The 23,441-nt window shown below is 60.3% G+C and carries 23 protein-coding genes; 11 read left to right on the forward strand and 12 right to left on the reverse strand.

Going from position 1 to position 23,441, the window contains the following annotated elements:
• Window positions 1-4 precede the first annotated feature (4 nt).
• From murA to hisC, 4 genes are all read left to right on the forward strand, one after another.
• Complete coding sequence (gene murA / locus HCU66_RS12735) at window positions 5-1,270, forward strand: UDP-N-acetylglucosamine 1-carboxyvinyltransferase (protein WP_205888815.1); 1,266 nt, start codon at window positions 5-7, stop codon at window positions 1,268-1,270.
• A 126-nt stretch (window positions 1,271-1,396) separates the two neighbouring features.
• Window positions 1,397-2,032 (forward strand): ATP phosphoribosyltransferase, encoded by a 636-nt coding sequence (gene hisG / locus HCU66_RS12740; protein WP_007941260.1) that lies wholly within the window; start codon window positions 1,397-1,399, stop codon window positions 2,030-2,032.
• Window positions 2,033-2,157: 125 nt separating this feature from the next.
• On the forward strand, window positions 2,158-3,483 hold the full coding sequence (gene hisD, locus HCU66_RS12745; RefSeq protein WP_205888816.1) for a histidinol dehydrogenase: 1,326 nt from the start codon (window positions 2,158-2,160) through the stop codon (window positions 3,481-3,483).
• 2 nt (window positions 3,484-3,485) lie between these two features.
• Complete coding sequence (gene hisC, locus HCU66_RS12750; RefSeq protein ID WP_205888817.1) at window positions 3,486-4,538, forward strand: histidinol-phosphate transaminase; 1,053 nt, start codon at window positions 3,486-3,488, stop codon at window positions 4,536-4,538.
• Window positions 4,539-4,624: 86 nt separating this feature from the next.
• Here the strand turns inward: hisC and HCU66_RS12755 are convergent, their stop codons facing one another.
• The 3 genes from HCU66_RS12755 to algW all read right to left on the reverse strand — a co-directional run bounded on the left by HCU66_RS12755 (window position 4,625) and on the right by algW (window position 7,431).
• Window positions 4,625-5,008 carry a hypothetical protein gene (locus tag HCU66_RS12755; protein ID WP_205888818.1) on the reverse strand — a complete coding sequence of 128 codons (384 nt, stop codon included), beginning with the start codon at window positions 5,006-5,008 and terminating at the stop codon, window positions 4,625-4,627.
• Between the two features lie 152 nt (window positions 5,009-5,160).
• Window positions 5,161-5,889: a DUF4198 domain-containing protein gene (locus HCU66_RS12760; RefSeq protein WP_205888819.1), complete on the reverse strand. Its 729-nt coding sequence runs from the start codon at window positions 5,887-5,889 to the stop codon at window positions 5,161-5,163.
• Between the two features lie 381 nt (window positions 5,890-6,270).
• A complete protein-coding gene (algW, locus tag HCU66_RS12765) occupies window positions 6,271-7,431 on the reverse strand; it encodes a Do family serine endopeptidase AlgW (protein ID WP_205888820.1) in 1,161 nt (386 codons plus the stop codon).
• 103 nt (window positions 7,432-7,534) lie between these two features.
• Between algW and HCU66_RS12770 the strand changes: the two genes are divergently transcribed.
• The 3 genes from HCU66_RS12770 to cysN all read left to right on the forward strand — a co-directional run bounded on the left by HCU66_RS12770 (window position 7,535) and on the right by cysN (window position 11,368).
• Entirely contained in the window at window positions 7,535-8,293 is a 759-nt protein-coding gene (locus HCU66_RS12770) for a Nif3-like dinuclear metal center hexameric protein (RefSeq protein ID WP_205888821.1), read from the forward strand.
• 249 nt (window positions 8,294-8,542) lie between these two features.
• Window positions 8,543-9,460 carry a sulfate adenylyltransferase subunit CysD gene (gene cysD, locus HCU66_RS12775; protein ID WP_205888822.1) on the forward strand — a complete coding sequence of 306 codons (918 nt, stop codon included), beginning with the start codon at window positions 8,543-8,545 and terminating at the stop codon, window positions 9,458-9,460.
• Window positions 9,461-9,469: 9 nt separating this feature from the next.
• Entirely contained in the window at window positions 9,470-11,368 is a 1,899-nt protein-coding gene (gene cysN, locus HCU66_RS12780) for a sulfate adenylyltransferase subunit CysN (protein ID WP_205888823.1), read from the forward strand.
• 254 nt (window positions 11,369-11,622) lie between these two features.
• On the opposite strand, the gene HCU66_RS12785 is transcribed toward cysN, so the two are convergent.
• From HCU66_RS12785 to HCU66_RS12795, 3 genes are read right to left on the reverse strand one after another with little or no spacing between them, the layout of a single operon-like run.
• Window positions 11,623-12,528, reverse strand: a complete 906-nt coding sequence (locus tag HCU66_RS12785; RefSeq protein ID WP_205888824.1) for an acyltransferase — start codon at window positions 12,526-12,528, stop codon at window positions 11,623-11,625.
• Window positions 12,529-14,628: a phosphate acetyltransferase gene (gene pta / locus HCU66_RS12790; protein WP_205888825.1), complete on the reverse strand. Its 2,100-nt coding sequence runs from the start codon at window positions 14,626-14,628 to the stop codon at window positions 12,529-12,531.
• A 59-nt stretch (window positions 14,629-14,687) separates the two neighbouring features.
• Window positions 14,688-15,026 (reverse strand): DUF3565 domain-containing protein, encoded by a 339-nt coding sequence (locus HCU66_RS12795; RefSeq protein ID WP_205888826.1) that lies wholly within the window; start codon window positions 15,024-15,026, stop codon window positions 14,688-14,690.
• On the opposite strand from HCU66_RS12795, the gene HCU66_RS12800 reads away from it, so the two are divergent.
• The 3 genes from HCU66_RS12800 (at window position 14,995) to HCU66_RS12810 (ending at window position 17,399) form a co-directional block, all read left to right on the forward strand.
• On the forward strand, window positions 14,995-15,480 hold the full coding sequence (locus HCU66_RS12800) for an FKBP-type peptidyl-prolyl cis-trans isomerase (RefSeq protein WP_007986735.1): 486 nt from the start codon (window positions 14,995-14,997) through the stop codon (window positions 15,478-15,480). The genes HCU66_RS12795 and HCU66_RS12800 overlap by 32 nt on opposite strands.
• A 124-nt stretch (window positions 15,481-15,604) precedes the next feature.
• Window positions 15,605-16,087 carry a glutathione peroxidase gene (locus HCU66_RS12805; protein WP_205888827.1) on the forward strand — a complete coding sequence of 161 codons (483 nt, stop codon included), beginning with the start codon at window positions 15,605-15,607 and terminating at the stop codon, window positions 16,085-16,087.
• Window positions 16,088-16,295: 208 nt separating this feature from the next.
• Entirely contained in the window at window positions 16,296-17,399 is a 1,104-nt protein-coding gene (locus tag HCU66_RS12810) for an NADH:flavin oxidoreductase (RefSeq protein ID WP_205888828.1), read from the forward strand.
• A gap of 89 nt (window positions 17,400-17,488) precedes the next feature.
• On the opposite strand, the gene HCU66_RS12815 is transcribed toward HCU66_RS12810, so the two are convergent.
• On the reverse strand, window positions 17,489-18,700 hold the full coding sequence (locus tag HCU66_RS12815; protein ID WP_205888829.1) for a glycosyltransferase family 4 protein: 1,212 nt from the start codon (window positions 18,698-18,700) through the stop codon (window positions 17,489-17,491).
• Window positions 18,701-18,740: 40 nt separating this feature from the next.
• Entirely contained in the window at window positions 18,741-19,496 is a 756-nt protein-coding gene (gene cysZ, locus HCU66_RS12820; protein WP_205888830.1) for a sulfate transporter CysZ, read from the reverse strand.
• Window positions 19,497-19,810: 314 nt separating this feature from the next.
• Here cysZ and trxB point away from each other — a divergent pair, with 314 nt between their 5' ends.
• The gene (trxB, locus tag HCU66_RS12825) at window positions 19,811-20,773 is read left to right on the forward strand and encodes a thioredoxin-disulfide reductase (RefSeq protein WP_205888831.1); all 963 of its coding nucleotides are present in this window, start codon (window positions 19,811-19,813) and stop codon (window positions 20,771-20,773) included.
• A 59-nt stretch (window positions 20,774-20,832) separates the two neighbouring features.
• Here the strand turns inward: trxB and HCU66_RS12830 are convergent, their stop codons facing one another.
• The 4 genes from HCU66_RS12830 to folX all read right to left on the reverse strand — a co-directional run bounded on the left by HCU66_RS12830 (window position 20,833) and on the right by folX (window position 23,439).
• A complete protein-coding gene (locus tag HCU66_RS12830; RefSeq protein ID WP_205888832.1) occupies window positions 20,833-22,083 on the reverse strand; it encodes a 2-aminoadipate transaminase in 1,251 nt (416 codons plus the stop codon).
• 259 nt (window positions 22,084-22,342) lie between these two features.
• Complete coding sequence (locus HCU66_RS12835) at window positions 22,343-22,681, reverse strand: HopJ type III effector protein (RefSeq protein WP_205888833.1); 339 nt, start codon at window positions 22,679-22,681, stop codon at window positions 22,343-22,345.
• Window positions 22,674-22,970, reverse strand: coding sequence for a DUF1244 domain-containing protein (locus HCU66_RS12840; RefSeq protein ID WP_018927179.1), 297 nt, complete (start codon window positions 22,968-22,970; stop codon window positions 22,674-22,676). Before HCU66_RS12840 ends, HCU66_RS12835 begins: the two co-directional genes overlap by 8 nt.
• Before the next feature lie 97 nt (window positions 22,971-23,067).
• Window positions 23,068-23,439 carry a dihydroneopterin triphosphate 2'-epimerase gene (folX, locus tag HCU66_RS12845; protein ID WP_205888834.1) on the reverse strand — a complete coding sequence of 124 codons (372 nt, stop codon included), beginning with the start codon at window positions 23,437-23,439 and terminating at the stop codon, window positions 23,068-23,070.
• Window positions 23,440-23,441: the final 2 nt, after the last annotated feature.

The following is a 23,441-nucleotide window of genomic DNA, read 5'->3' on the forward strand; positions in this document are numbered from 1 at the left end:
TCTTATGGATAAATTGATTATTACCGGTGGCGCTCGTCTTGATGGCGAGATCCGCATTTCCGGGGCAAAGAACTCTGCCCTGCCGATCCTGGCTGCCACCTTGCTGTGCGATGGCCCGGTGACCGTGGCCAACCTGCCACACCTGCACGACATCACCACCATGATCGAGCTGTTCGGTCGCATGGGCATCGAGCCTGTGATCGACGAGAAGCTCAGCGTCGAAATCGACCCGCGCACCATCAAGACCCTGGTCGCTCCGTACGAACTGGTTAAAACCATGCGTGCTTCGATCCTGGTACTGGGCCCGATGGTTGCCCGTTTCGGTGAAGCCGAAGTCGCACTGCCTGGCGGTTGCGCCATCGGTTCGCGTCCGGTCGACCTGCACATCCGTGGCCTCGAAGCCATGGGCGCGGTCATCGACGTCGAAGGCGGCTACATCAAGGCCAAGGCTCCTGAAGGCGGCTTGCGCGGCGCGCACTTCTTCTTCGACACTGTCAGTGTGACCGGTACCGAAAACATCATGATGGCGGCCGCTCTGGCCAGGGGGCGCAGCGTTCTGGCCAACGCCGCTCGCGAGCCTGAAGTCGTCGACCTGGCGAACTTCCTGAACGCCATGGGCGCGAAGGTTTCCGGCGCCGGCACCGACACCATCACCATCGATGGCGTCGAACGTCTGCACACCACCACTTACAAAGTGATGCCTGACCGTATCGAGACCGGCACCTACCTGGTGGCGGCGGCGGTCACCGGCGGGCGCGTGAAGGTCAAGGACACCGATCCGACCATCCTCGAAGCGGTTCTGGAAAAGCTCCGCGAATCGGGCGCCGAAATCACCACCGGCGAAGACTGGATCGAGCTGAACATGCACGGCAAACGGCCCAAAGCCGTCAACGTGCGGACCGCTCCTTACCCGGCTTTCCCGACCGACATGCAGGCGCAGTTCATCTCCCTCAACGCCATTGCCGAAGGCACTGGTGCGGTGATCGAGACGATCTTCGAAAACCGCTTCATGCACGTTTACGAACTGCACCGCATGGGCGCGCACATCCAGGTCGAGGGCAACACCGCCATCGTCACCGGCATCGAAAAGCTCAAAGGCGCGCCAGTCATGGCCACCGACCTGCGTGCTTCGGCCAGCCTGGTGATCTCGGCGCTGATCGCCGAAGGCGATACCCTGATCGACCGCATCTACCACATCGACCGTGGTTACGAGTGCATCGAAGAGAAACTGCAGATGCTCGGCGCCAAGATCCGCCGCGTACCGGGCTAGTTTCTGCTGCATGGGCACAGGGACGTGTCCGTTGATTTGTTGAAGTCGAGCCTGTTTCAGGCTCGATGAGTGTCCGGCGCCATTTGCGACCGGGCATGAGTACCTTGATAAGGACTGACGTTTCCCATGTTGACTATCGCACTGTCCAAGGGCCGCATCCTTGACGACACCCTGCCGCTTCTGGCTGAAGCGGGCATCGTGCCGACCGAGAATCCGGACAAGAGCCGCAAGCTGATCATCCCCACGACCCAGGCCGATGTGCGCTTGCTGATCGTGCGCGCCACCGATGTGCCGACCTATGTCGAGCATGGTGCCGCCGACCTGGGCGTCGCCGGTAAAGACGTGCTGATGGAATACGGCGGCCAGGGGCTGTACGAACCGCTGGACCTGCAAATCGCCCAGTGCAAACTGATGACGGCCGGCAAAGTCGGCGCGGTCGAGCCCAAGGGCCGTCTGCGCATCGCCACCAAGTTCGTCAACGTCGCCAAGCGCTACTACGCCGAACAGGGCCGTCAGGTCGACATCATCAAGCTCTATGGCTCGATGGAACTGGCGCCGCTGATCGGTCTGGCGGACAAGATCATCGACGTGGTCGACACTGGTAACACGCTGCGGGCCAACGGCCTGGAGCCACAGGATTTCATCGCTGCCATCAGCTCGCGGCTGATCGTCAACAAAGCCTCGATGAAAATGCAGCACGCCCGTATCCAGGCGTTGATCGACACCCTGCGCAAGGCAGTGGAGTCTCGACACCGCGGCTGATTCACCTGCGCGACCTTGAGTCGCGCCCGTCTATCCGCCTCATAGCCAGAATTCTCGGGTGCCCAAGCGGATCAACGGCTAGCTTAGGGCGCCCGAGTTTTTGCCAATCCTATGAGGCTCTCGCTATGACCGCACCGACTGCAATTCGCCGACTCAACGCTGCTGACCCGGATTTCGCACATCATCTGGATCATTTGCTGAGCTGGGAAAGTGTGTCTGACGACTCGGTCAATCAGCGGGTGCTGGACATCATCAAGGCTGTGCGCGAGCGCGGCGATGCGGCAGTGGTCGAGTTCACCCAGAAGTTCGACGGCCTGCAAGTGGCGTCCATGGCGGATTTGATTTTGCCGCGCGAACGCCTGGAACTGGCGTTGACCCGTATCACCGTGCCTCAGCGCGAAGCCCTGGAAAAAGCCGCGGCCCGCGTGCGCAGCTATCACGAAAAACAGAAACAGGACTCCTGGAGCTACACCGAAGCTGATGGCACGGTGTTGGGCCAGAAGGTTACGCCACTGGATCGCGCCGGTCTGTACGTGCCGGGCGGCAAGGCGTCCTATCCGTCGTCGGTGCTGATGAATGCGATTCCGGCCAAAGTGGCGGGCGTGACCGAAGTGGTCATGGTCGTGCCGACCCCGCGCGGTGAAGTCAACGAACTGGTGCTGGCCGCGGCCTGCATCGCCGGCGTCGACCGGGTGTTCACCATTGGCGGCGCTCAAGCCGTTGCCGCATTGGCTTATGGCACCGAAAGCGTGCCGAAGGTCGACAAAGTGGTCGGCCCGGGCAACATCTATGTCGCCACCGCCAAGCGCCACGTGTTCGGCCAGGTCGGCATCGACATGATCGCCGGCCCGTCAGAGATTCTGGTGGTATGCGACGGTCAGACCGATCCGGACTGGATTGCCATGGACCTGTTCTCCCAGGCTGAGCACGACGAAGACGCCCAGGCGATTCTGGTCAGCCCGGACGCCGACTTCCTCGACAAGGTGGCCGCCAGCATCGCCAAGCTGCTGCCAACCATGGAACGCGCCGAAATCATCGAAACCTCGATCAATGGCCGTGGTGCGCTGATCAAGGTTCGGGACATGGAGCAGGCCATCGAAGTGGCTAACCGCATCGCCCCGGAACACCTGGAGCTGTCGGTCGCCGATCCGCAGGCCTGGCTGCCGCAGATCCGTCATGCCGGCGCGATCTTCATGGGCCGTCACACCTGCGAGGCCTTGGGCGACTACTGCGCAGGTCCCAACCACGTGCTGCCGACCTCCGGCACTGCGCGCTTCTCCTCGCCGCTGGGCGTGTACGACTTCCAGAAACGCTCGTCGATCATTTTCTGCTCCGAGCAGGGTGCCTCCGAACTGGGCAAGACCGCCTCCGTGCTGGCCCGTGGCGAATCGCTGAGCGCCCACGCCCGCAGTGCTGAATACCGCATTCTTGATGACAAGCAGGGGAACTGAACATGAGTAAATTCTGGAGCCCGTTCGTCAAGAACCTGGTGCCTTACGTGCCGGGCGAGCAGCCGAAGCTGGCGAAACTGGTGAAGCTCAACACCAACGAAAACCCGTACGGTCCTTCGCCAAAAGCCCTGGCGGCGATGCAGACCGAACTGAATGACAACCTGCGTTTGTACCCGGACCCGAACAGCGATCTGCTCAAGCAAGCCGTTGCCAGGTATTACGGCGTGCAGGGCAATCAGGTGTTCCTCGGCAACGGTTCCGATGAAGTCCTGGCGCACATTTTTCACGGTTTGCTGCAACACGATAAACCGCTGCTGTTCCCGGACATCAGCTACAGCTTCTACCCGGTTTACTGCGGGTTGTACGGGATTACGTTTGACGCAGTGCCGTTGGACGAACAGTTCCAGATCAACCCGGCGGACTACGCCAAGCCGAACGGCGGGATCATTTTCCCCAACCCGAACGCGCCGACCGGTTGCCTGCTGGCGCTGGAGGCTGTCGAGCAAATCCTCAAGGCTAGCCCGGATTCGGTGGTCGTGGTGGATGAGGCCTACATCGATTTCGGTGGTGAAACGGCGATCACCCTGGTGGACCGTTATCCGAACCTGTTGGTGACGCAGACCCTGTCCAAGTCCCGTTCTTTGGCGGGCCTGCGGGTGGGCCTGGCGGTGGGGCATCCGGACCTGATCGAGGCGCTGGAGCGGATCAAGAACAGCTTCAACTCCTATCCGCTGGATCGCCTGGCGATTGTGGGGGCTGCGGCGGCGTTCGAAGATCGCGAGTATTTCGACAAGACTTGCCGATTGGTCATCGAGAGTCGCGAGCAGGTGGTCGCGCAGTTGCAAGCGAAGGGCTTTGAAGTGCTGCCGTCGGCGGCGAACTTCATTTTCGCCCGTCACCCGAAGCACGATGCGGCAGGGCTGGCGGCAAAGTTGCGTGAGCAAGGCGTTATCGTTCGGCACTTCAAGCAGGAGCGGATTGCGCAGTTCCTGCGGATTTCGATTGGCGCGCCGGAGCAGAATCAGGCGTTGATCGATGGGTTAGGCGATTTGTAACGTCTGAAAGCGTTTACCCCCGATTCCTGATTTTCGCAGGAACGGGGGCAAATTGATGTTTATAGTGCAATCCTTGTCGCTGATATCTATACGGGTTTTATATCGAACTCGCCCTCTGCATCAATGCCATCTTCTGTTGTGAACTTGAATGTTCCCTTCGCAGCAGTCAATGGATCATCCACTGTCAGAGTCATCTCTCCGGTCTCAGCTGTGTATGAGACACCCTTGATGGACGTGCCTGCATCACCGCTGCTGAACGTTACCGTGTGAGTACCGGCCGGAAGTTTCGGGTGGCCAAGCCTCACATTGTCTGATCCATTCGCACCCAGGATAATGCCGCCGCCATCGGCCGTTGGTAACAAAGTGACAATAACGGCATCAACACGCTCCCCGTGACTGAGCCGAACACTCAATGTGCCAGTGCTTTTCGAGTTTTTAAGTTTATTTTCAAATTCGGTAGAAATGCCCATTTTCCAATCCCTGCGTTGATGAATAGATACCTCCAATGACAGGGATTAGGCTATGGGCTCGAACAGGACTGAGCTACTGACAGAAATGACAGTAGTTAATACCGTTTTTCTCAGCTTTATTAGTCTTCCTGCTAAATGGTTATGACTGGCCCTCACTCATGATGCGCTTCACCCAGGAACGTCAGCGAACTGAACAGCCCACGCGTTGCCACATCCGCACTGTCCTTCACCGGCATTTCCACCTGCGCCGCAATCACATTCAACCCTTCATTACGCACCAGTACCTGCGCCCGGCCATCCTTGTCGGTTTCGGTGCTCAAGGTATTCGGCGCGCTGCGATAGTCGCCCACCAACTTCACGCCCGCCGCCGGTTTACCGTCCAATAGCACCCGTACCGGCAACGACTTGCCCGGCCCGACGGTCAGCGGATCAACCTCCGGCAGAATCAGCAATTTCATCTGGTCGAGCTTCGGCAACTTTGCCCCCGGCTGGTAGATCGCCAGGCTGTACTTGAACGTCTCGGTCGACTCGATCGCGCCCGGCACCTTGCTGCGTCCTTCGTTGATCCACTTTTTGTCGGCGGTCTGCGACCACATGCCGTTGTTCAGCGCGACTGCCAGCGCCGCCGGTGGTTTGAGTGGCTGCAGGCGCGCATGGTCGGCCAGGCGTTGCACGGTAACCGGGATCATCTTGCCCTCGGCGTCATAGGCCCAGGCGCCGCTGATTTTCTGCGCCTTGAAGGCATCGTCCTCGGCGCCATCACCATAGATGACTTCGATATTGCCGCGACGTTGTTCGGTCCACAGGCCGTGGGCCGAGGCGTGAGTGGCGAACATCGCGCCGAGCAGACCCAGCAGAACCAGTGATTTGGCGTGTTGCATGACGGTTTTTCCTTTTACAGGTTGAGTATCGGGCTGATGTTGAAATTGCGCAGGGCTGAAGGTGGCGTTGTTGCTGGGGCCACGCCGAGAATTCGGCTGCCGGTGGGAACTGTTTTGTCGCCTTGGGTGATGTCGGCGGTCGATGTAAGCGAAGGCGCCGATCACTCGCGCGGTGTCGGTCACTTGCCCGGTGATTTCCAGGTCGTCCCTGTTGACTGCGGGCCTTGCTCGAGACGACATGTTACGTTGTTCCAATCGTGATATTGAAACAATATAGCATGTCTAATGAGAATGTATGCTGTTAGCAATTGTGGAGTTGTGGAGCGGCCGAGGGCGTAAAAGATCGTCCGAACGCGGCCCGAACTCGGCAGCTCCTGTGGCTTACTCTTCTTCTTTTTCCTTGATCGGCGCGGGTGGCGGGCGCAGACCGATTTCTGCCGTGAGCTTGAGCTCTTTGCCGTTGCGCATGACCTGGATCGTGACCTTGTCGGTCGGCTTGATTCGCGCTACCTGGTTCATTGACTTGCGACCGTCGCCGGCCGGTTCACCGTCGATGCTGAGGATCACGTCGCCCAGTTGCAGGCCGGCCTTCTGCGCGGGGCCGTCACGGAAAATCCCCGCGACCACAATCCCCGGACGTCCCGACAGACCGAATGATTCCGCGAGCTCCTGACTCAACGGTTGCACTTCGATGCCGAGCCAGCCGCGAATCACCTGGCCGTGTTCGATGATCGACTTCATCACTTCCATCGCCAGTTTGACCGGGATCGCAAAGCCGATGCCCTGAGAGCCGCCGGACTTGGAGAAGATCGCCGTGTTGATACCGGTCAGGTTGCCATTGGCGTCCACCAGTGCACCGCCGGAATTGCCGGGGTTGATCGCGGCATCGGTCTGGATGAAGTCTTCGTAGTTGTTCAGCCCGAGCTGATTGCGCCCGGTGGCGCTGATGATGCCCATGGTCACGGTCTGGCCGACGCCGAACGGGTTACCGATGGCCAGGGCCACGTCGCCGATGCGGATGTTGTCGGAGCGGCCGACGGTGATCGACGGCAGGTTTTTCAGGTCAATCTTCAACACCGCGAGGTCGGTTTCAGGGTCGCTGCCGATGACCCGCGCCAGGGTTTCACGGCCGTCCTTGAGCGCCACCACGATCTGGTCGGCACCGCTGGTCACGTGGTTGTTGGTCAGCAGGTAACCTTCCGGGCTCATGATCACGCCAGAACCGAGGCTCGACTCCATGCGCTTCTGCTTGGGCGAGTTGTCGCCGAAGAAGCGGCGGAACTGCGGATCCTCGAACAGCGGATGGCTGGGCTTGTTGACCACCTTGGTGGTGTACAGGTTGACCACCGACGGCGCGGCCGTGGTCACCGCGTCGGCATACGACACAGGGCCCTGTTGCAGACCGAGGGTTTGCGGGGCCTGTTGCAGATTGACATCCAGACTCGGTAACCCGACCCACTCCGGGTAACGCTGCATAATCAATAGAGCGATAAGCACGCCGGCCAACAGCGGCCAGCCGGAAAAACGCAGCGCCTTGAGCATTAAGCACGTCCTACAGAAGTTGCAGGCGGTGTGAGACCGCCCATAATGTCGCGCATTATACGAGGCCGCGCGTGCCTCTGAACGGGATATTTAGGAGTCTTTTATGGCCGTCGCCCTGAGCACCCTGGTCGAAGAAGCCGACCGCTACCTGGCAAGTGCGAAGATCGCCGATTACTGCCCCAACGGCTTGCAGGTCGAAGGCCGGCCGCAAGTAATGCGCATCGTCAGCGGTGTCACCGCCAGCCAGGCGTTGCTGGACGCCGCAGTGGAGGCCCAGGCCGATCTGGTGCTGGTGCATCACGGCTATTTCTGGAAAGACGAGAACCCGTGCATCACCGGCATGAAGCAACGCCGGTTGAAAACCCTGCTCAAGCACGACATCAGCCTGCTGTCTTATCACTTGCCGCTGGACCTGCATCCTGAAGTCGGCAACAACGTACAGCTTGCCCGGCAATTGGACATTACCGTCGAAGGCCCGCTGGATCCGGACAACCTGAAAATCGTCGGCCTGGTCGGCTCGTTGAGCGAAGCGATGACCCCCCGCGATTTCGCCCGCCGCGTGCAGGAAGTCATGGGGCGCGAGCCGTTGCTGATCGAAGGCAGCGCGATGATTCGTCGGGTTGGCTGGTGTACCGGTGGCGGCCAGGGATACATTGATCAGGCAGTGTTGGCCGGCGTTGATCTGTACCTCAGCGGCGAGGCCTCCGAGCAGACGTTCCACAGCGCCCGGGAAAACGACATCAGCTTCATCGCCGCCGGTCACCACGCCACCGAGCGTTACGGTGTGCAGGCCTTGGGCGATTATCTGGCGCGCCGTTTCGCCCTCGAGCACATCTTCATCGATTGCCCGAATCCTATTTGAATCGATGAAGGACCGTCGTCGTAGGAGCTGGCTTGCCAGCGAAGACGGCCTTGAGAGCGCTGCAAGATTCAAGGCCGCTTTCGCTGGCAAGCCAGCTCCTACGAGGTCGCGATCGTGCCCAAACGAGGGGGTATATTCATATACCCTTTCGATCTAGTCGCGGCCCTGATTAGAAGAGGGCGCTGTGCTAGGATTCCCCGCTCGAACACGGCCCGAAGGCCGTCCATAAGATCGTTTTCGTGAGTAGCCATGGTCGACAAACTGACGCATCTGAAACAGCTGGAGGCCGAAAGCATCCACATCATCCGCGAGGTCGCCGCCGAGTTCGATAACCCGGTGATGCTGTACTCCGTCGGTAAAGACTCCGCCGTGATGCTGCACCTTGCGCGCAAGGCATTCTTCCCGGGCAAACTTCCGTTTCCGGTGATGCACGTCGACACCCAGTGGAAGTTCAAGGAAATGTACGCGTTCCGCGACCGCATGGTCGAAGAGCTCGGCCTGGACCTGCTGGTCCACGTCAACCCCGAGGGCATCGCGCAGGGTATCAACCCGCTCACCCACGGCAGTGCCAAGCACACCGACATCATGAAGACCGAAGGCCTCAAACAGGCCCTCGACAAGTACGGTTTCGATGCGGCATTCGGTGGCGCCCGTCGCGACGAAGAAAAATCCCGGGCCAAAGAGCGCGTGTATTCCTTCCGTGACAGCAAGCACCGCTGGGACCCGAAAAACCAGCGCCCGGAGCTGTGGAACGTCTACAACGGCAAGGTCAACAAGGGCGAATCGATCCGCGTGTTCCCGTTGTCGAACTGGACCGAGCTGGACATCTGGCAGTACATCTACCTGGAAGGCATCCCGATCGTGCCGTTGTATTTCGCCGCCGAACGCGACGTTATCGAGATGAACGGCACCTGGATCATGATCGACGACGAGCGCCTGCTCAATCACCTGAGCGACGAAGACAAGGCGCGCATCGTCAAGAAGAAGGTGCGTTTCCGTACGCTCGGCGACTACCCGTTGACCGGTGCGGTCGAGTCCGAGGCCACCAGCCTGACCGACATCATTCAGGAAATGCTCCTGACGCGAACTTCCGAACGCCAGGGCCGGGTCATCGATCACGATGGCGCAGGCTCGATGGAAGAAAAGAAACGTCAGGGTTATTTCTAAGGGGTTGTCATGTCGCACGCATCTGATTTGATCAGCGAGGACATCCTCGCCTACCTGGGCCAGCATGAACGCAAGGAAATGCTGCGCTTTCTGACCTGTGGCAACGTCGACGACGGCAAGAGCACCCTGATCGGGCGCCTGCTGCACGACTCCAAAATGATCTACGAAGATCACCTGGAAGCCATTACCCGCGACTCGAAAAAAGTCGGCACCACCGGCGAAGACATTGACCTGGCGTTGCTGGTCGACGGCTTGCAGGCCGAGCGTGAGCAAGGCATCACCATCGATGTCGCCTACCGCTATTTCTCCACCGCCAAGCGCAAATTCATCATCGCCGATACCCCCGGCCATGAGCAGTACACCCGCAACATGGCCACCGGTGCCTCCACCTGTGACCTGGCGATTATCCTGGTCGACGCCCGTTACGGCGTGCAGACCCAGACCCGTCGCCACAGCTTTATCGCCTCGTTGCTGGGCATCAAGCACATCGTGGTCGCCATCAACAAGATGGACCTCAATGGCTTCGACGAAAGCGTGTTCGAGTCGATCAAGGCCGATTACCTGAAGTTCGCCGAAGGCATCGCGTTCAAGCCGACCACCATGGCGTTCGTGCCGATGTCCGCGCTCAAGGGCGACAACGTGGTGAACAAGTCCGAGCGCTCGCCGTGGTACACCGGCCAGTCGCTGATGGAAATCCTGGAAACCGTCGAAATCGCCAGCGACCGCAACTACACCGACCTGCGTTTCCCGGTGCAGTACGTCAACCGTCCGAACCTGAACTTCCGTGGTTTCGCCGGCACCCTGGCCAGCGGCGTCGTGCACAAGGGCGATGAAGTCGTTGTGTTGCCGTCGGGCAAGAGCAGCCGCGTGAAATCCATTGTCACCTTCGAAGGTGAACTGGAGCACGCAGGTCCTGGTCAAGCGGTGACGCTGACCATGGAAGACGAGATCGACATCTCCCGTGGCGACCTGTTGGTGCATGCCGATAACCAGCCGCAAGTGACCGACGCCTTCGATGCCATGCTGGTGTGGATGGCCGAAGAGCCGATGCTGCCGGGCAAGAAATACGACATCAAGCGCGCCACGACTTACGTGCCGGGTTCGATCACCAGCATCGTCAATCGCGTGGACGTGAACACCTTGGCCGAAGGTCCCGCCAGCTCGCTGCAGCTGAACGAGATCGGTCGGGTCAAGATCAGCCTCGACGCGGCCATCGCACTGGACGGTTACGACAGCAACCGCACCACCGGTTCGTTCATCGTCATCGATCGACTGACCAACGGTACGGTCGCGGCCGGCATGATCATCGCTCAGCCGCTGGCGCATGGCAGCAGCACCCACCACGGCAAGCTTGCCCACGTGGCTACCGAAGAGCGCGCCCAGCGCTTCGGCCAGCAACCGGCCACCGTGTTGTTCAGCGGTCTGTCGGGCGCTGGCAAAAGCACCCTGGCCTACGCGGTTGAACGCAAGCTGTTCGACATGGGCCGCGCGGTGTTTGTGCTCGATGGCCAGAACCTGCGTCATGACCTGAACAAAGGCCTGCCGCATGATCGCGCCGGGCGTACCGAAAACTGGCGTCGTGCGGCGCACGTTGCGCGTCAGTTCAACGAAGCCGGCCTGCTGACACTGGCGGCGTTTGTTGCCCCGAGTGCCGAAGGTCGCGAGCAGGCCAGGGAACTGATCGGCAAGGAGCGTCTGCTGACGGTCTACGTCCAGGCGTCGCCGACGGTCTGCGCCGAACGCGATCCGCAAGGTCTGTACGCGGCGGGTGGCGACAACATCCCGGGCGAATCCTTCCCGTACGACGTGCCGCTGGATGCCGATCTGGTGATCGACACCCAGTCGCTGTCACTGGAAGAAAGCGTCAAGCAAGTGCTGGATCTGCTGCGCAAGCGTGGCGCGATCTAAGCGTTAGCTGCAAATGAAAAACCCGCAGACGAGTGATCGTCTGCGGGTTTTTTTGTGTCTGGTGATGATCGTTCCCACGCTCTGCGTGGGAATGCCGCCCGGGACGCTCCGCGTCCCTTCGCAAGCGTGACGCAGAGCGTCACAGGATGCATTCCCACGCAGAGCGTGGGAACGATCAGTTAAGAGGCCGGTACAAGCACCTCAAACTTTGGCCGGATACTCCCGATGCATCTGCNGAGGCCGGTACAAGCACCTCAAACTTTGGCCGGATACTCCCGATGCATCTGCCCCAACAACGCATCCTTGTCATTCCACAACTGATTGATCCACCCCTGAAACTCCAGGCGATACACCCCATCCTGCTCGTAGTTCTTGCCAATAAACTGCGGTGGAATCTTCAGTTCCTGAAAGTGCACCACGACATCTTTCACTTTGCCGCAGAGCAAATCCCAATAACCCGGACGCCCGGCCGGATAGTGAATGGTCACGTTGACGATGGCTTCCAACTGGTCGCCCATGGCATCCAGCACGAACGCAATACCGCCCGCTTTCGGCTTGAGCAGGTAGCGGAACGGTGAGCCTTGTTGGGCGTGTTTGCCCTCGGTGAAGCGCGTGCCTTCGACGAAGTTGAAAATCCCCACCGGGTTATCGCGGAACGTGTCGCAGGTCTTGCGGGTGGTCTCCAGGTCTTTGCCTTTCTTCTCGGGATGCTTTTCCAGATAGGCCTTGGAGTAGCGCTTCATGAACGGAAAACCCAGCGCCCACCACGCCAGACCAATCACCGGCACCCAGATCAGTTCCTGTTTGAGGAAGAACTTCAGCGGGCGGATGCGACGGTTGAGCACGTACTGCAACACCATGATGTCGACCCAGCTCTGGTGGTTACTGGTGATCAGATAGGAGTGCCGATAGTCGAGGTCTTGCAAACCGCTGAGGTGCCAGCGAGTGCGGCCAACCAGATTCATCCAGCCTTTGTTGTTACTGATCCACGCTTCGTGGGTATGGCTCATCAGCCAGCGCGCGAAACGTTGGGTGAGGGCGAACGGCAACACTTTGAACAGTGCCACACAGAACAGAAACGAGCAGAGCAGAATCGTATTCAGCGCCAACAGCAGCGAGGCGATTACGCCGCGTACGGGTGCAGGGAGAAAATCCAGCATTTAAACATCCATGGGTCGGTTGGCCGCTTGAATCGCGGTCAACGCGATGGTGTAGACAATGTCGTCGACCTGCGCGCCGCGCGGCAGGTCGTTCACCGGTTTGCGCAGGCCTTGCAGCATCGGCCCGAGGCTGACGCAGTCGGCGCTGCGTTGCACGGCTTTGTGGGTGGTGTTGCCGGTGTTCAGGTCGGGGAACACGAACACCGTGGCGCGACCGGCCACCTGACTGTTCGGCGCCAGTTGCCGGGCCACGGTTTCGTTGGCGGCGGCGTCGTACTGCAACGGACCGTCGATCAACAGTGAATTTTGCTGTTCATGGGCGAGCAAGGTGGCCTCGCGAACCTTCTCGACTTCTTCGCCGCTGGCCGACTCACCGCTGGAGTAGCTGAGCATCGCCACCCGTGGAGTAATGCCGAACGCCGCTGCCGAATCGGCGCTTTGCAAGGCGATCTCGGCCAGTTCGCTGGCGCTCGGATGCGGGTTCATCACGCAGTCGCCATAGACCAGCACCTCTTCGGGAAACAGCATGAAGAACACCGACGACACCAGGGTGCAGCCCGGCGCCGTTTTAATAAGCTGCAGGGCCGGGCGGATGGTGTTGGCCGTGGAGTGAATGACCCCGGACACCAGCCCGTCGACTTCATCCAGCGCCAGCATCATGGTGCCGATCACCACGGTGTCTTCCAGTTGCTGCTCGGCCATCGGCGCGTTGAGGCTTTTAGTCTTGCGCAGCGCGACCATTGGCTCGACGTAACGCTCACGAATCAGGTCCGGGTCGAGGATTTCCAGCCCTGGCGGCAACTCGATGCCCTGGGCGCGGGCGACGGCTTCGACGTCCGCCGGTTTGGCCAGCAACACGCAACGGGCGATGCCCCGCGCCTGGCAGATGGCGGCGGCCTGCACGGTCAACGGTTCGCTGCCTTCGGGCAATACGATGCGCTTGTTGGCAGCCTGGGCGCGCTGGATCAGTTGATAGCGGAATACTGCTGGCGACAGGCGCATTTCCCGTGGCGTACCGCAGCGCTGGTGCAGCCAGTTGGCGTCCAGGTGGCCGGCGACGAAGTCGGTAATGATCTCCGCGCGTTCGCGATCGTCGATCGGGATTTCCTTGTTCAAACCGTTCAATTGGTTGGCGGTGTCGTAGGAGCCGGTGCTCACCGACAACACCGGCAGGCCGGCCTGCAAGGCGCCTCGGCACAGCTCCATGATGCGCGGGTCGGGCAGGGTGTCGCTGGTCAGCAACAGGCCGGCCAGGGGCACGCCGTTTATCGCCGCGAGGCTGACCGCGAGGATGATGTCGTCGCGATCGCCAGGGGTCACCACCAGCACGCCGGGCTTGAGCAGCTCCACGGTGTTGCGCATGGTGCGGGCGCAGATGATGATATTGGTCATGCGCCGGGTTTCGTAGTCGCCGGCGTTGAGCACCTGAGCGCCCATCAGATCGGCCACGTCGCGGGTGCGTGGCGCATTCAGTTCGGGCTGAAAGGGGATGCAGCCGAGCAGGCGGAAGTCGCCACTGCGCAGCAACGGCGAGTGCTCCTTCAAACGCGAGGCGAAGGCGTCCATGCTTTCGTCGGTCTTGACCTTGTTGAGGATCACGCCCAGCACTTTCGGGTCTTTCGGCCCACCGAACAACTGCGCCTGCAATTCCACCCGACCGGACAATTCGGTCAGCACTTCGTTTTCCGGTGCCGAAACCAGAATCACCTCGGCATCGAGGCTCTTGGCCAAATGCAAATTGACCCGCGCCGCGTAACTGGCGCTGCGGGTCGGGACCATGCCTTCGACGATCAGCACGTCCTTGCCGACAGCGGCTTGCTGATACAGGGTGATGATTTCTTCGAGCAGTTCGTCCAGCTGGCCGTCGCCGAGCATCCGCTCGACGTGGGCCAGGCCAAGCGGCTGAGGCGGTTTCAAGCCGTGGGTGCGGGCCACCAGTTCAGTGGAGCGTTCAGGGCCTGTGTCGCCCGGGTGCGGCTGGGCAATCGGTTTGAAAAAGCCGACTTTCAGGCCGGCCCGCTCAAGGGTGCGCACCAGCCCGAGGCTGATGGAGGTCAGACCCACACCAAAATCGGTGGGCGCGATAAAAAAAGTTTGCATGCGGATTCTCTAAGGGAGCAGGCAATGGTGAACGCCTATGGTTGGCGGTCTACCGATATTCAGTGGTCAAGGTTATCGCTAACCGAGCCCTGTGCGCACCAACCGCAATCAAAGGGCTGGCCTATTTTTTCATGGCGCCGCAAAGGGTCCAGCACCCAGGCCCGGGATTGCCACGGTGGTTGGTGCCGCAGGTGTTGGGTATGGCCGCAGGACAGCTCGGCCACCCAGTGCCCATCCTCGTCCTGATGGAAACCTGTGATGGTCGAGGCTTTCGTCGCGACCCGTCTGTCCGGGTTGTGTTCGCTTTCGGGCGATTGCTTCGCTAAACTTGGACATTCATCTTTCTTATGCAAAAGGTCTCGCCCCATGCTGATCGCCGCCAATAAGGCTGTCTCCATCGACTATACCCTGACCAACGACGCTGGTGAGGTCATCGACAGCTCCGCCGGCGGCGCGCCGCTGGTCTACCTGCAAGGCGCAGGTAACATCATCCCGGGCCTGGAAAGGGCACTGGAAGGCAAAGCAGTCGGTGACGAACTGACTGTCGCCGTAGAACCTGAAGATGCCTACGGCGAATACGCCGCCGAACTGGTCAGCACCCTGAGCCGCAGCATGTTCGAAGGCGTCGACGAACTGGAAGTGGGCATGCAGTTCCACGCTTCCGCTCCGGATGGCCAGATGCAGATCGTCACCATTCGCGATCTGGACGGCGACGATGTCACCGTCGACGGCAACCACCCGTTGGCCGGTCAGCGCCTGAATTTCCAGGTCAAGATCGTTGCCATCCGTGATGCCAGCCAGGAAGAAATCGCTCATGGTCACGTCCATGGCGAAGGTGGCCATCACCACTGATTTTCTGCGCTAAGCTTTCGAGAGCTGGAGAGGCGCCCGAGGGCGCCTTTTTAGTCCGCGGCTGTCCTCCGGTGGCACCGCCAAGTGGCTGTTTTGAGAAGAACACAGGAATTTGGAGTTCGTCATGAGTGCTTTTCACGACCTTAAACTGACAGCCCTGGATGGTCAGGAGCTACCTCTGGCGCCCTTCAAGGGGCGTGTCGTGCTGGTGGTCAACGTCGCCTCCAAATGTGGTTTGACCCCACAATACGCGGCGCTGGAAAACCTCTACCAGCAATACAAGGACAAGGGTTTCAGTGTGCTGGGCTTGCCGTGCAACCAGTTTGCCGGGCAGGAACCGGGCACCGAACAGGAGATCCAGGCGTTCTGCAGCCTCAACTATGGCGTGACCTTTCCGTTGTCCAGCAAGCTGGAAGTCAACGGTCATGATCGTCATCAGCTGTACCGCCTTCTGGCGGGCGAGGGCGCGGAATTCCCGGGCGATATCACCTGGAACTTCGAAAAATTCCTGCTGGGCAAGGACGGTCGCGTATTGGCGCGGTTCTCGCCGCGTACGGCGCCGGATGATCCTTCTGTCGTCCAGGCTATCGAAAAAGCGTTGAGCTGATATCCCCTTGTAGGAGCGAGGCTTGCCCGCGAAGGCGTCATGTCAGTCGACATCATTGCTGACTGACATGACGCCTTCGCGGGCAAGCCTCGCTCCTACAATCCGTTCTGTCTTTTGACTCTTAATCACCCAAATCAATAGTGCTGTTCAAGGCTGGATACTCTCCATATTATCGGCGTCATAAAGTCTATGTCCCGTGGAGCGTCCCATGCCTGTCAAAGCCCTGTTCAAGCCTTTTCACCTCGGCGCTCTCGAACTGCCGACCCGCGTCGTCATGGCACCGATGACCCGCTCGTTTTCGCCGGGCGGCGTGCCCAATTCCAAAGTGATCGAATACTACCGTCGTCGCGCCGCCGCCGGTGTTGGCCTGATCATCACCGAAGGCACCACCGTCGGTCACAAGGCCTCCAACGGCTACCCGAACGTGCCGCACTTCTACGGTGAAGCCGCATTGGCTGGCTGGAAGAAAGTTGTCGACGCGGTGCATGCCGAGGGTGGCAAGATCGTTCCGCAACTGTGGCATGTGGGCAGCGTTCGTCGTATCGGCACCGAGCCGGATGCCAGCGTGCCGGGTTACGGTCCGTCGGAAAAGTTGAAGGACGGTCAGGTCGTGGTTCACGGCATGACCCGACAGGATATCCAGGACGTGATCGCCGCGTTCGCCCAGGCGGCCAAAGACGCCCGGAGCATCGGCATGGACGGCGTGGAAATCCACGGTGCCCACGGTTATCTGGTGGATCAGTTCTTCTGGGAAGGCAGCAACCAGCGCACCGACGAATACGGTGGCAGCCTGGCCAACCGTTCGCGCTTCGCCATCGAATTGATTCAGGCGGTACGTGCAGCGGTCGGAGAGGGATTCCCGATCATCTTCCGGTTCTCCCAGTGGAAGCAGCAGGACTACACCGCGCGTCTGGTGCAGACACCGGAGGCGTTGGGCGAATTCCTCAAGCCGTTGTCCGACGCCGGCGTGGACATTTTCCACTGCTCGACGCGGCGTTTCTGGGAGCCGGAGTTCGACGGTTCCGAACTGAACCTGGCCGGCTGGACCCGCAAGCTCACCGGCAAGCCGACCATCACCGTCGGCAGCGTCGGCCTGGATGGCGAGTTCCTGCAATTCATGGTCAACACCGACAAGATCGCGCAGCCGGCCAGCCTGGAAAAACTGCTGGAGCGGTTGAATAACGATGAGTTCGATCTGGTGGCGGTGGGTCGTGCATTGCTGGTGGACCCGGACTGGGCGCACAAAGTGCGCGACGGTCGTGAGCAGGACATTTTGCCGTTCAGCCGTGAGGCGTTGATGACGCTGGTTTAATGTGGCGAGGGGGCTTGCCCCCGTTGGGCCGCGAAGCGGCCCCTGACCCTGGCAACTCATTTCTACCAGGCACACCGCAGTACCCGGATTTACGACTGCTCTGCAGCCGAACGGGGGCAAGCCCCCTCGCCACGAGGATCGTGGCAAGCCCCCCGCAACTGCCCCTCGAACTGCTCGATAATCGCCGCCCAGCCCTGACGGCTTGCATGCTGACGGGCATTGAGCCGCACGCAGCGCAAGGTTTCGCGTTCCTCCAGCAGCCAACGTGCCGCATCGCAAAACGCCTGTTCATCCCCGGGCATGGCCAGTACGCCGTTGTAGCCATGGCGAATATGCTGAGCCGCCGCGGCCTGATCGTACGCCACCACCCCCAATCCCGAGGCCAATGCTTCAAGCACCACATTGCCAAAGGTTTCGGTCAGGCTCGGAAACAGAAACACATCCCCCGACGCATAGTGACTGGCCAGGGCTTCGCCGCGTTGGGAACCGCAGAAAATCGCCTCGGGCAGGGCCTTCTCCAGCTCCGATCGTTGCGGGCCGTCACCGACCACAATCAATTTCATGTTGCGCTGTGGATAAGTCGTTTTCAGTGTGTCGAAACTGCGCTTGAGCAAGCCTAGATTTTTTTCTGTAGCCAAGCGTCCTACGTGGATGAAGGCAATGTCATCCTCGGCCAGTCCCCATTGCTCACGCAGCGGCTTCAGCCGTTTGGCCGGATGAAACAACTGGCTGTCGACGCCGCGAGAGAGCAACGCCAGGCGCTCGAAACTGCGACGCTCCAGTTCCAGTCGCTGGCTGGCGCTGGGCACCAGGGTCAGGGTTGAGCGATTGTGAAACCAGCGCAAGTAGTGGGTCAGCAAGCGCGTCAGCAACCCGAGCCCATACTGGCTGGAGTACTGCTGAAAATTGGTATGAAAACCGCTGACCACCGAAATCCCCAGACGCCGCGCCGCGCGTAACGCCGACAACCCCAGCGGCCCTTCGGTGGCGATGTACAACACGTCCGGGCGATGACGCTTCCAGCGCCGCAGCAGCTTGTGCATCGACGACTGACCCCATTGCAAGCCGGGATAACCCGGCAGCGGCCAGCCCCGACACAGCAGCAACTCATCGTTACTGCCCATGACTGGGTCGCCGCCCTGACGTGGCCGTATCAACTCCACCTGATGTCCACGCGCGCGCAAACCGTCGAACAAGCGGCCAAGGGTATTGGCCACGCCGTTGATTTCCGGTGGGAAGGTTTCGGTGATCAGAGTGATATGCAGAGCTGTCGTCATGACCTCAGTGTCGGCTGAGGCCATGTCGTCATTGTGACGGTTGAAAGACGGATTTGTGACGCGGTTAACGGCGCTCTGCCACCAGATTCTCCGCCCCACGCTCACGCACCCAAAACAACGTCGCACCGGCCACGGCCGCCGGCATCATCAGGATGTTGACCACCGGAATCATCAGTACCAGATACACCATCGCGCCGAAGCTCATGCTCTGCCAGCGTTTCTGCCGCAGCCAGGCGAGCATCTCGTTCCACCCAAGCTTGTGGTTGTCTGCCGGGTAGTCGATGTACTGGATCGCCATCATCCACACCCCGAACAGCAGCCACAGCGGCGCGGCGATGATGTTGACCACCGGGATGAACGACAGGATGAACAGCCCGATGGCCCTTGGCAGGAAGTAACCGAGCTTGCGCATTTCCCGGGCCAGGGTGCGGGGGATCATGGCGATCAGTTCGCCCCAGCTGAAGGCCGGGAAGTCGTCGGTGCCGCGCACCACCACTTCGACTTTCTCCGCCAGGAAGCCGTTGAACGGCGCGGCGATGACGTTGGCGAGCATCGTGAAGGTAAAGAACACCATCAGCACCACCAGCACCACGAACAGTGGCCAGAGGATGTAGCTGAGAAAACTCAGCCAATCGGGCAGGGACGGCATCAGCGTATCGACCCACAGGCTGAACTGATGGCCGGCCAGATAGATCAATCCGACGAACAGCACCAGATTGATTGCCAGCGGCAACAACACGAACAGACGCAGGCCGGGACTCAGGATCAGTTTGAGGCCTTCGCGCAGGTATTGCGGGCCGGACAGAACAGGGGCGGGCATAACGTGCTCCTAGCAGAGGTAAACGCGCCGACCTTACCGGCTTTGCCTGACAGGCGAAAGCGCGGTAGTGGCATCGACATTAACGGTAACAAAGGCGTCTATGCATTCATGGCAACGACATAGAGACCGCCTATGAGCTGGATTGTTAAACCGTATTTCCTTAATCTTCGCCCCCTCGATACGCTGCACCCAATCTTTTTACAGGACTGTCGAGCCCAAGCCTTCCCCAAGTGCTTTCAACGGTCCTTTTTTATTCCCGCCGGCAATCCGGCGTTCCGCGCCCAGTGTTTCGGGCCGGTCAACAGGAGCAGGTCATGTCTGAAGTTCGTCATTCGCGAGTGATTATTCTCGGTTCCGGCCCTGCCGGTTACAGCGCCGCGGTCTATGCGGCCCGTGCCAACCTCAAGCCACTGCTGATCACCGGCATGCAGGCCGGCGGTCAACTGACCACCACCACCGAAGTCGACAACTGGCCAGGCGATGTCCATGGCCTGACCGGCCCGGCCCTGATGCAGCGCATGCAGGAACACGCCGAGCGCTTTGAAACCGAGATCGTGTTCGATCACATCAATGCCGTGGACTTCGCCGCCAAGCCGTACACCCTGATCGGCGACAGCGCGACTTACACTTGCGATGCCCTGATCATCGCCACCGGTGCCAGCGCGCGTTACCTGGGCCTGCCGTCGGAAGAAACCTTCATGGGCAAAGGCGTTTCGGCCTGCGCAACCTGCGACGGTTTCTTCTATCGCAACAAGCCAGTGGCTGTGGTCGGTGGCGGTAACACCGCTGTCGAAGAAGCGCTGTACCTGGCCAACATCGCCAGCACCGTGACCCTGATTCACCGTCGCGAAACTTTCCGCGCCGAGAAGATCCTGATCGACAAGCTCAATGCCCGGGTTGCCGAGGGCAAGATCATCCTGAAGCTGAACGCGACCCTGGATGAAGTGCTGGGCGACAACATGGGCGTGACCGGTGCTCGCCTGAAGAACAACGATGGCAGCTTCGACGAAATCAAAGTCGACGGCGTGTTCATCGCCATCGGCCACACCCCGAACACTTCGTTGTTCGAAGGTCAGCTGACGTTGAAAGACGGCTACCTGGTTGTACAGGGCGGCCGTGATGGCAACGCTACTGCCACCAGCGTCGAAGGCATCTTCGCTGCCGGTGACGTGGCTGACCACGTTTACCGTCAAGCCATCACCTCGGCCGGCGCCGGTTGCATGGCGGCCCTGGACACCGAGCGTTACCTCGACGGTCTGCAGAACGCTTCGTTCTGATTGCGTAGAAAACAAAAAACCGGCCTTGGCCGGTTTTTTTGTGGGCAGACGATTCGGCCTCAGGACAATTTCGCCAGGCACGCCTCAAGAATATCCAGCCCTTCCTCCAGCACGGCGGCCTCAGTGGTCAATGGCGCGAGCAGCCGAATGATGTGACGCGACTTGCCGCTGGGCATCAGCAGCAAACCCGAGTCTCGCGCCAGGGCCAGCAGCTGTGTCAGCTGCGCCGACGCCGGTGTGCCGTCGGCATTGATCAGTTCGATGCCACGCATTGCACCCACGCCAGTCAAACGGCCCAGATACGGTGACAGTTCGCGGGTTCGCCAGGTCTCGTAGCGGCTGACAATCGCTTCTTCCTGTTGCGTGCCCCATGTGTGCAGATGTACATCACTCATTTCGTCCAGGGTCGCCAACGCGGCGGCGCAGGCGATGGGATTGCCCGAGTAGGTGCCGCCCAATCCGCCCTTGGGTAAGTTGTCGACCAGCGATTTGCGCCCGACGACCGCACCCAGCGGCACGCCGCCGGCAATGCTTTTGCCCAGCAGGATCAGGTCCGGCTCAATGCCCAGGCGCGAGAATGCAAACCGCTGGCCGGTGCGGCCGAAGCCGGACTGGATTTCATCGGCGATCAGCAGGATGCCTTTGTCATCACAGAATCGCCGCAGCGCCTGGGCGAACTCCACATCCATCGCCAGAAAGCCGCCTTCGCCCTGCACCGGCTCGACGATAAAACAGGCCACGTCATTCACGTCGATCTCGACGCTGAACAGCCGATCCATGGCCTTCAGGGCCTCGGCACAGGTCACGTCATTATCTTTGCTGGGGAAGGGCAGGTGGTACACCGGGCCTGGCAGCACGCCGACTTTCTGTTTGTAGGGGGCGACTTTGCCGTTGAGGTTGAGGGTGGCGAGCGTGCGACCGTGGAAGGCGCCGTCAAAGGCAATGATCGCGGTGCGCCCGGTGGCGCCACGGACAATCTTCAGGGCGTTTTCCGCCGCTTCCGCGCCGCTGTTGGTGAGCATGCCGCTGACCGGGTAATCCACCGGAATGAACGCAGCCAGGCGATCCATGAGTTCGAGGTAAGGCACATGGGGAGCCGCGTTGAACGCGTAGTGGGTCAGTCGGGTGGCCTGTTCACGAATGGCCTCGACGATGCGCGGATGGCAATGGCCGAGGTTCAGCACGCCGATGCCGCCGACAAAGTCGATGTAGCGTTTGCCGTCGGTGTCCCAGACCTCGGCGTTTTTGCCGTGGCTGAGGCTGACAGGGTGAACGATGGAGATCGACTGGCTGATGGATTCGCTGCGCATGGAGGGCTGACTCTGAAGAAGGGGGGCTTCTTTTTATCTAAGCCGCGAGCAGAGGTGCCCGGCAAACGAAATAAAGTTGCCGGGTCAATCTTAAAAGTCGGGATGTGGATCGGGATTGATGGTGTACCCAATCCGTAGGAGCCGGCTTGCTGGCGAAGGGGGCCTTGAATGTGTATCGCTCTTCAGGATGCCTTCGCTGGCAAGCCAGCTCCTACACAAGCCAGCTCCTACACAAGCCAGCTCCTACACAAGCCAGCTCCTACAGGCGTGTCAGCGGCTGCTGAGTGAACTTGACGCCGGCCAGGCCATGGGCAATCAACGCCCGGATATTGCCGTGGTCGCTGCCTTCCGGCGTGGCCACCACCGAGCGGTAATGCTCACCGAATGCCAGCAGAGCCTCTTCATCGCTCAGGCCTTCCAGCAGCGCCAGACCCAGGGTCTTGCACGAACCTTCGTTCTGCCCGGCGGCATTTTCCACACCGCCGTTGTTGAAGGCCTGGGGTTGATAGTCGTAACCGGCGGCGATGAACGCCAGGGTATCGGCGAAAGCATGTTCGCCGCTCTTGAGGCTGGCGCGCAGGGTGTTCAAATCACTCATTGGGTTTCCCTTTGGCGAACGCCGCTTGTTGGTCGGCGCTGGCTTCTTTCTGGTATTGGGCTTTCCACTCGGCGTACGGCATGCCGTAAACCACTTCGCGGGCTTCGTCGAGGCTGACGTCGATCTGGCGTTCATCGGCGGCGGCCTTGTACCACTTGGACAGGCAGTTGCGGCAGAAACCCGAGAGGTTCATCAGGTCGATGTTCTGCACGTCCTTGCGGCTGTCCAGGTGGGCAACCAGCCGGCGAAAGGCGGCGGCTTCAAGTTCCAGGCGTTGTTGATCGTTCATGAGAGGTCTCTGCAAGACAGCTGCAAGCGGCAAGCTTCGAGCTGCAGGATAGGTTGCGGTGGCTCGAAGTTTACAGCCTGGCGCTTGAAGCTTGAAGCTAGCGTCTCGCTGCAAGCGTAATCGATACTGACTCGGCGAAGCGCAAGGCGTGGGGCTTGTCGACTTCGACTTCGGCGTATAGCACCGAATCGTTGACCATGACCAGGTCCAGCAACTCCTGGGTCAGCCGCTCGAGCAGGGCGAAGCGGTTGCCCTCCACGTGGGCGATGATCGCCTTGGTGATGGTGCGGTAGTTCAACGCATGATCGATGTCGTTGTCTCGTACTGCATCCTGGGCGGCATACAGGATGGTCAGGTTGATCAGCACGTCCTGCTTGTTGAGGATTTCGTCCTCGTTGATCCCGATGAAAGTCCGCAAACACAGGTCCTTGACCCGGATGCGTGCCATTCCTGGTTGAAGTTGTGGCATTG

Source organism: Pseudomonas frederiksbergensis, from assembly GCF_017114915.1.
GTDB lineage: Bacteria > Pseudomonadota > Gammaproteobacteria > Pseudomonadales > Pseudomonadaceae > Aquipseudomonas > Aquipseudomonas frederiksbergensis_I.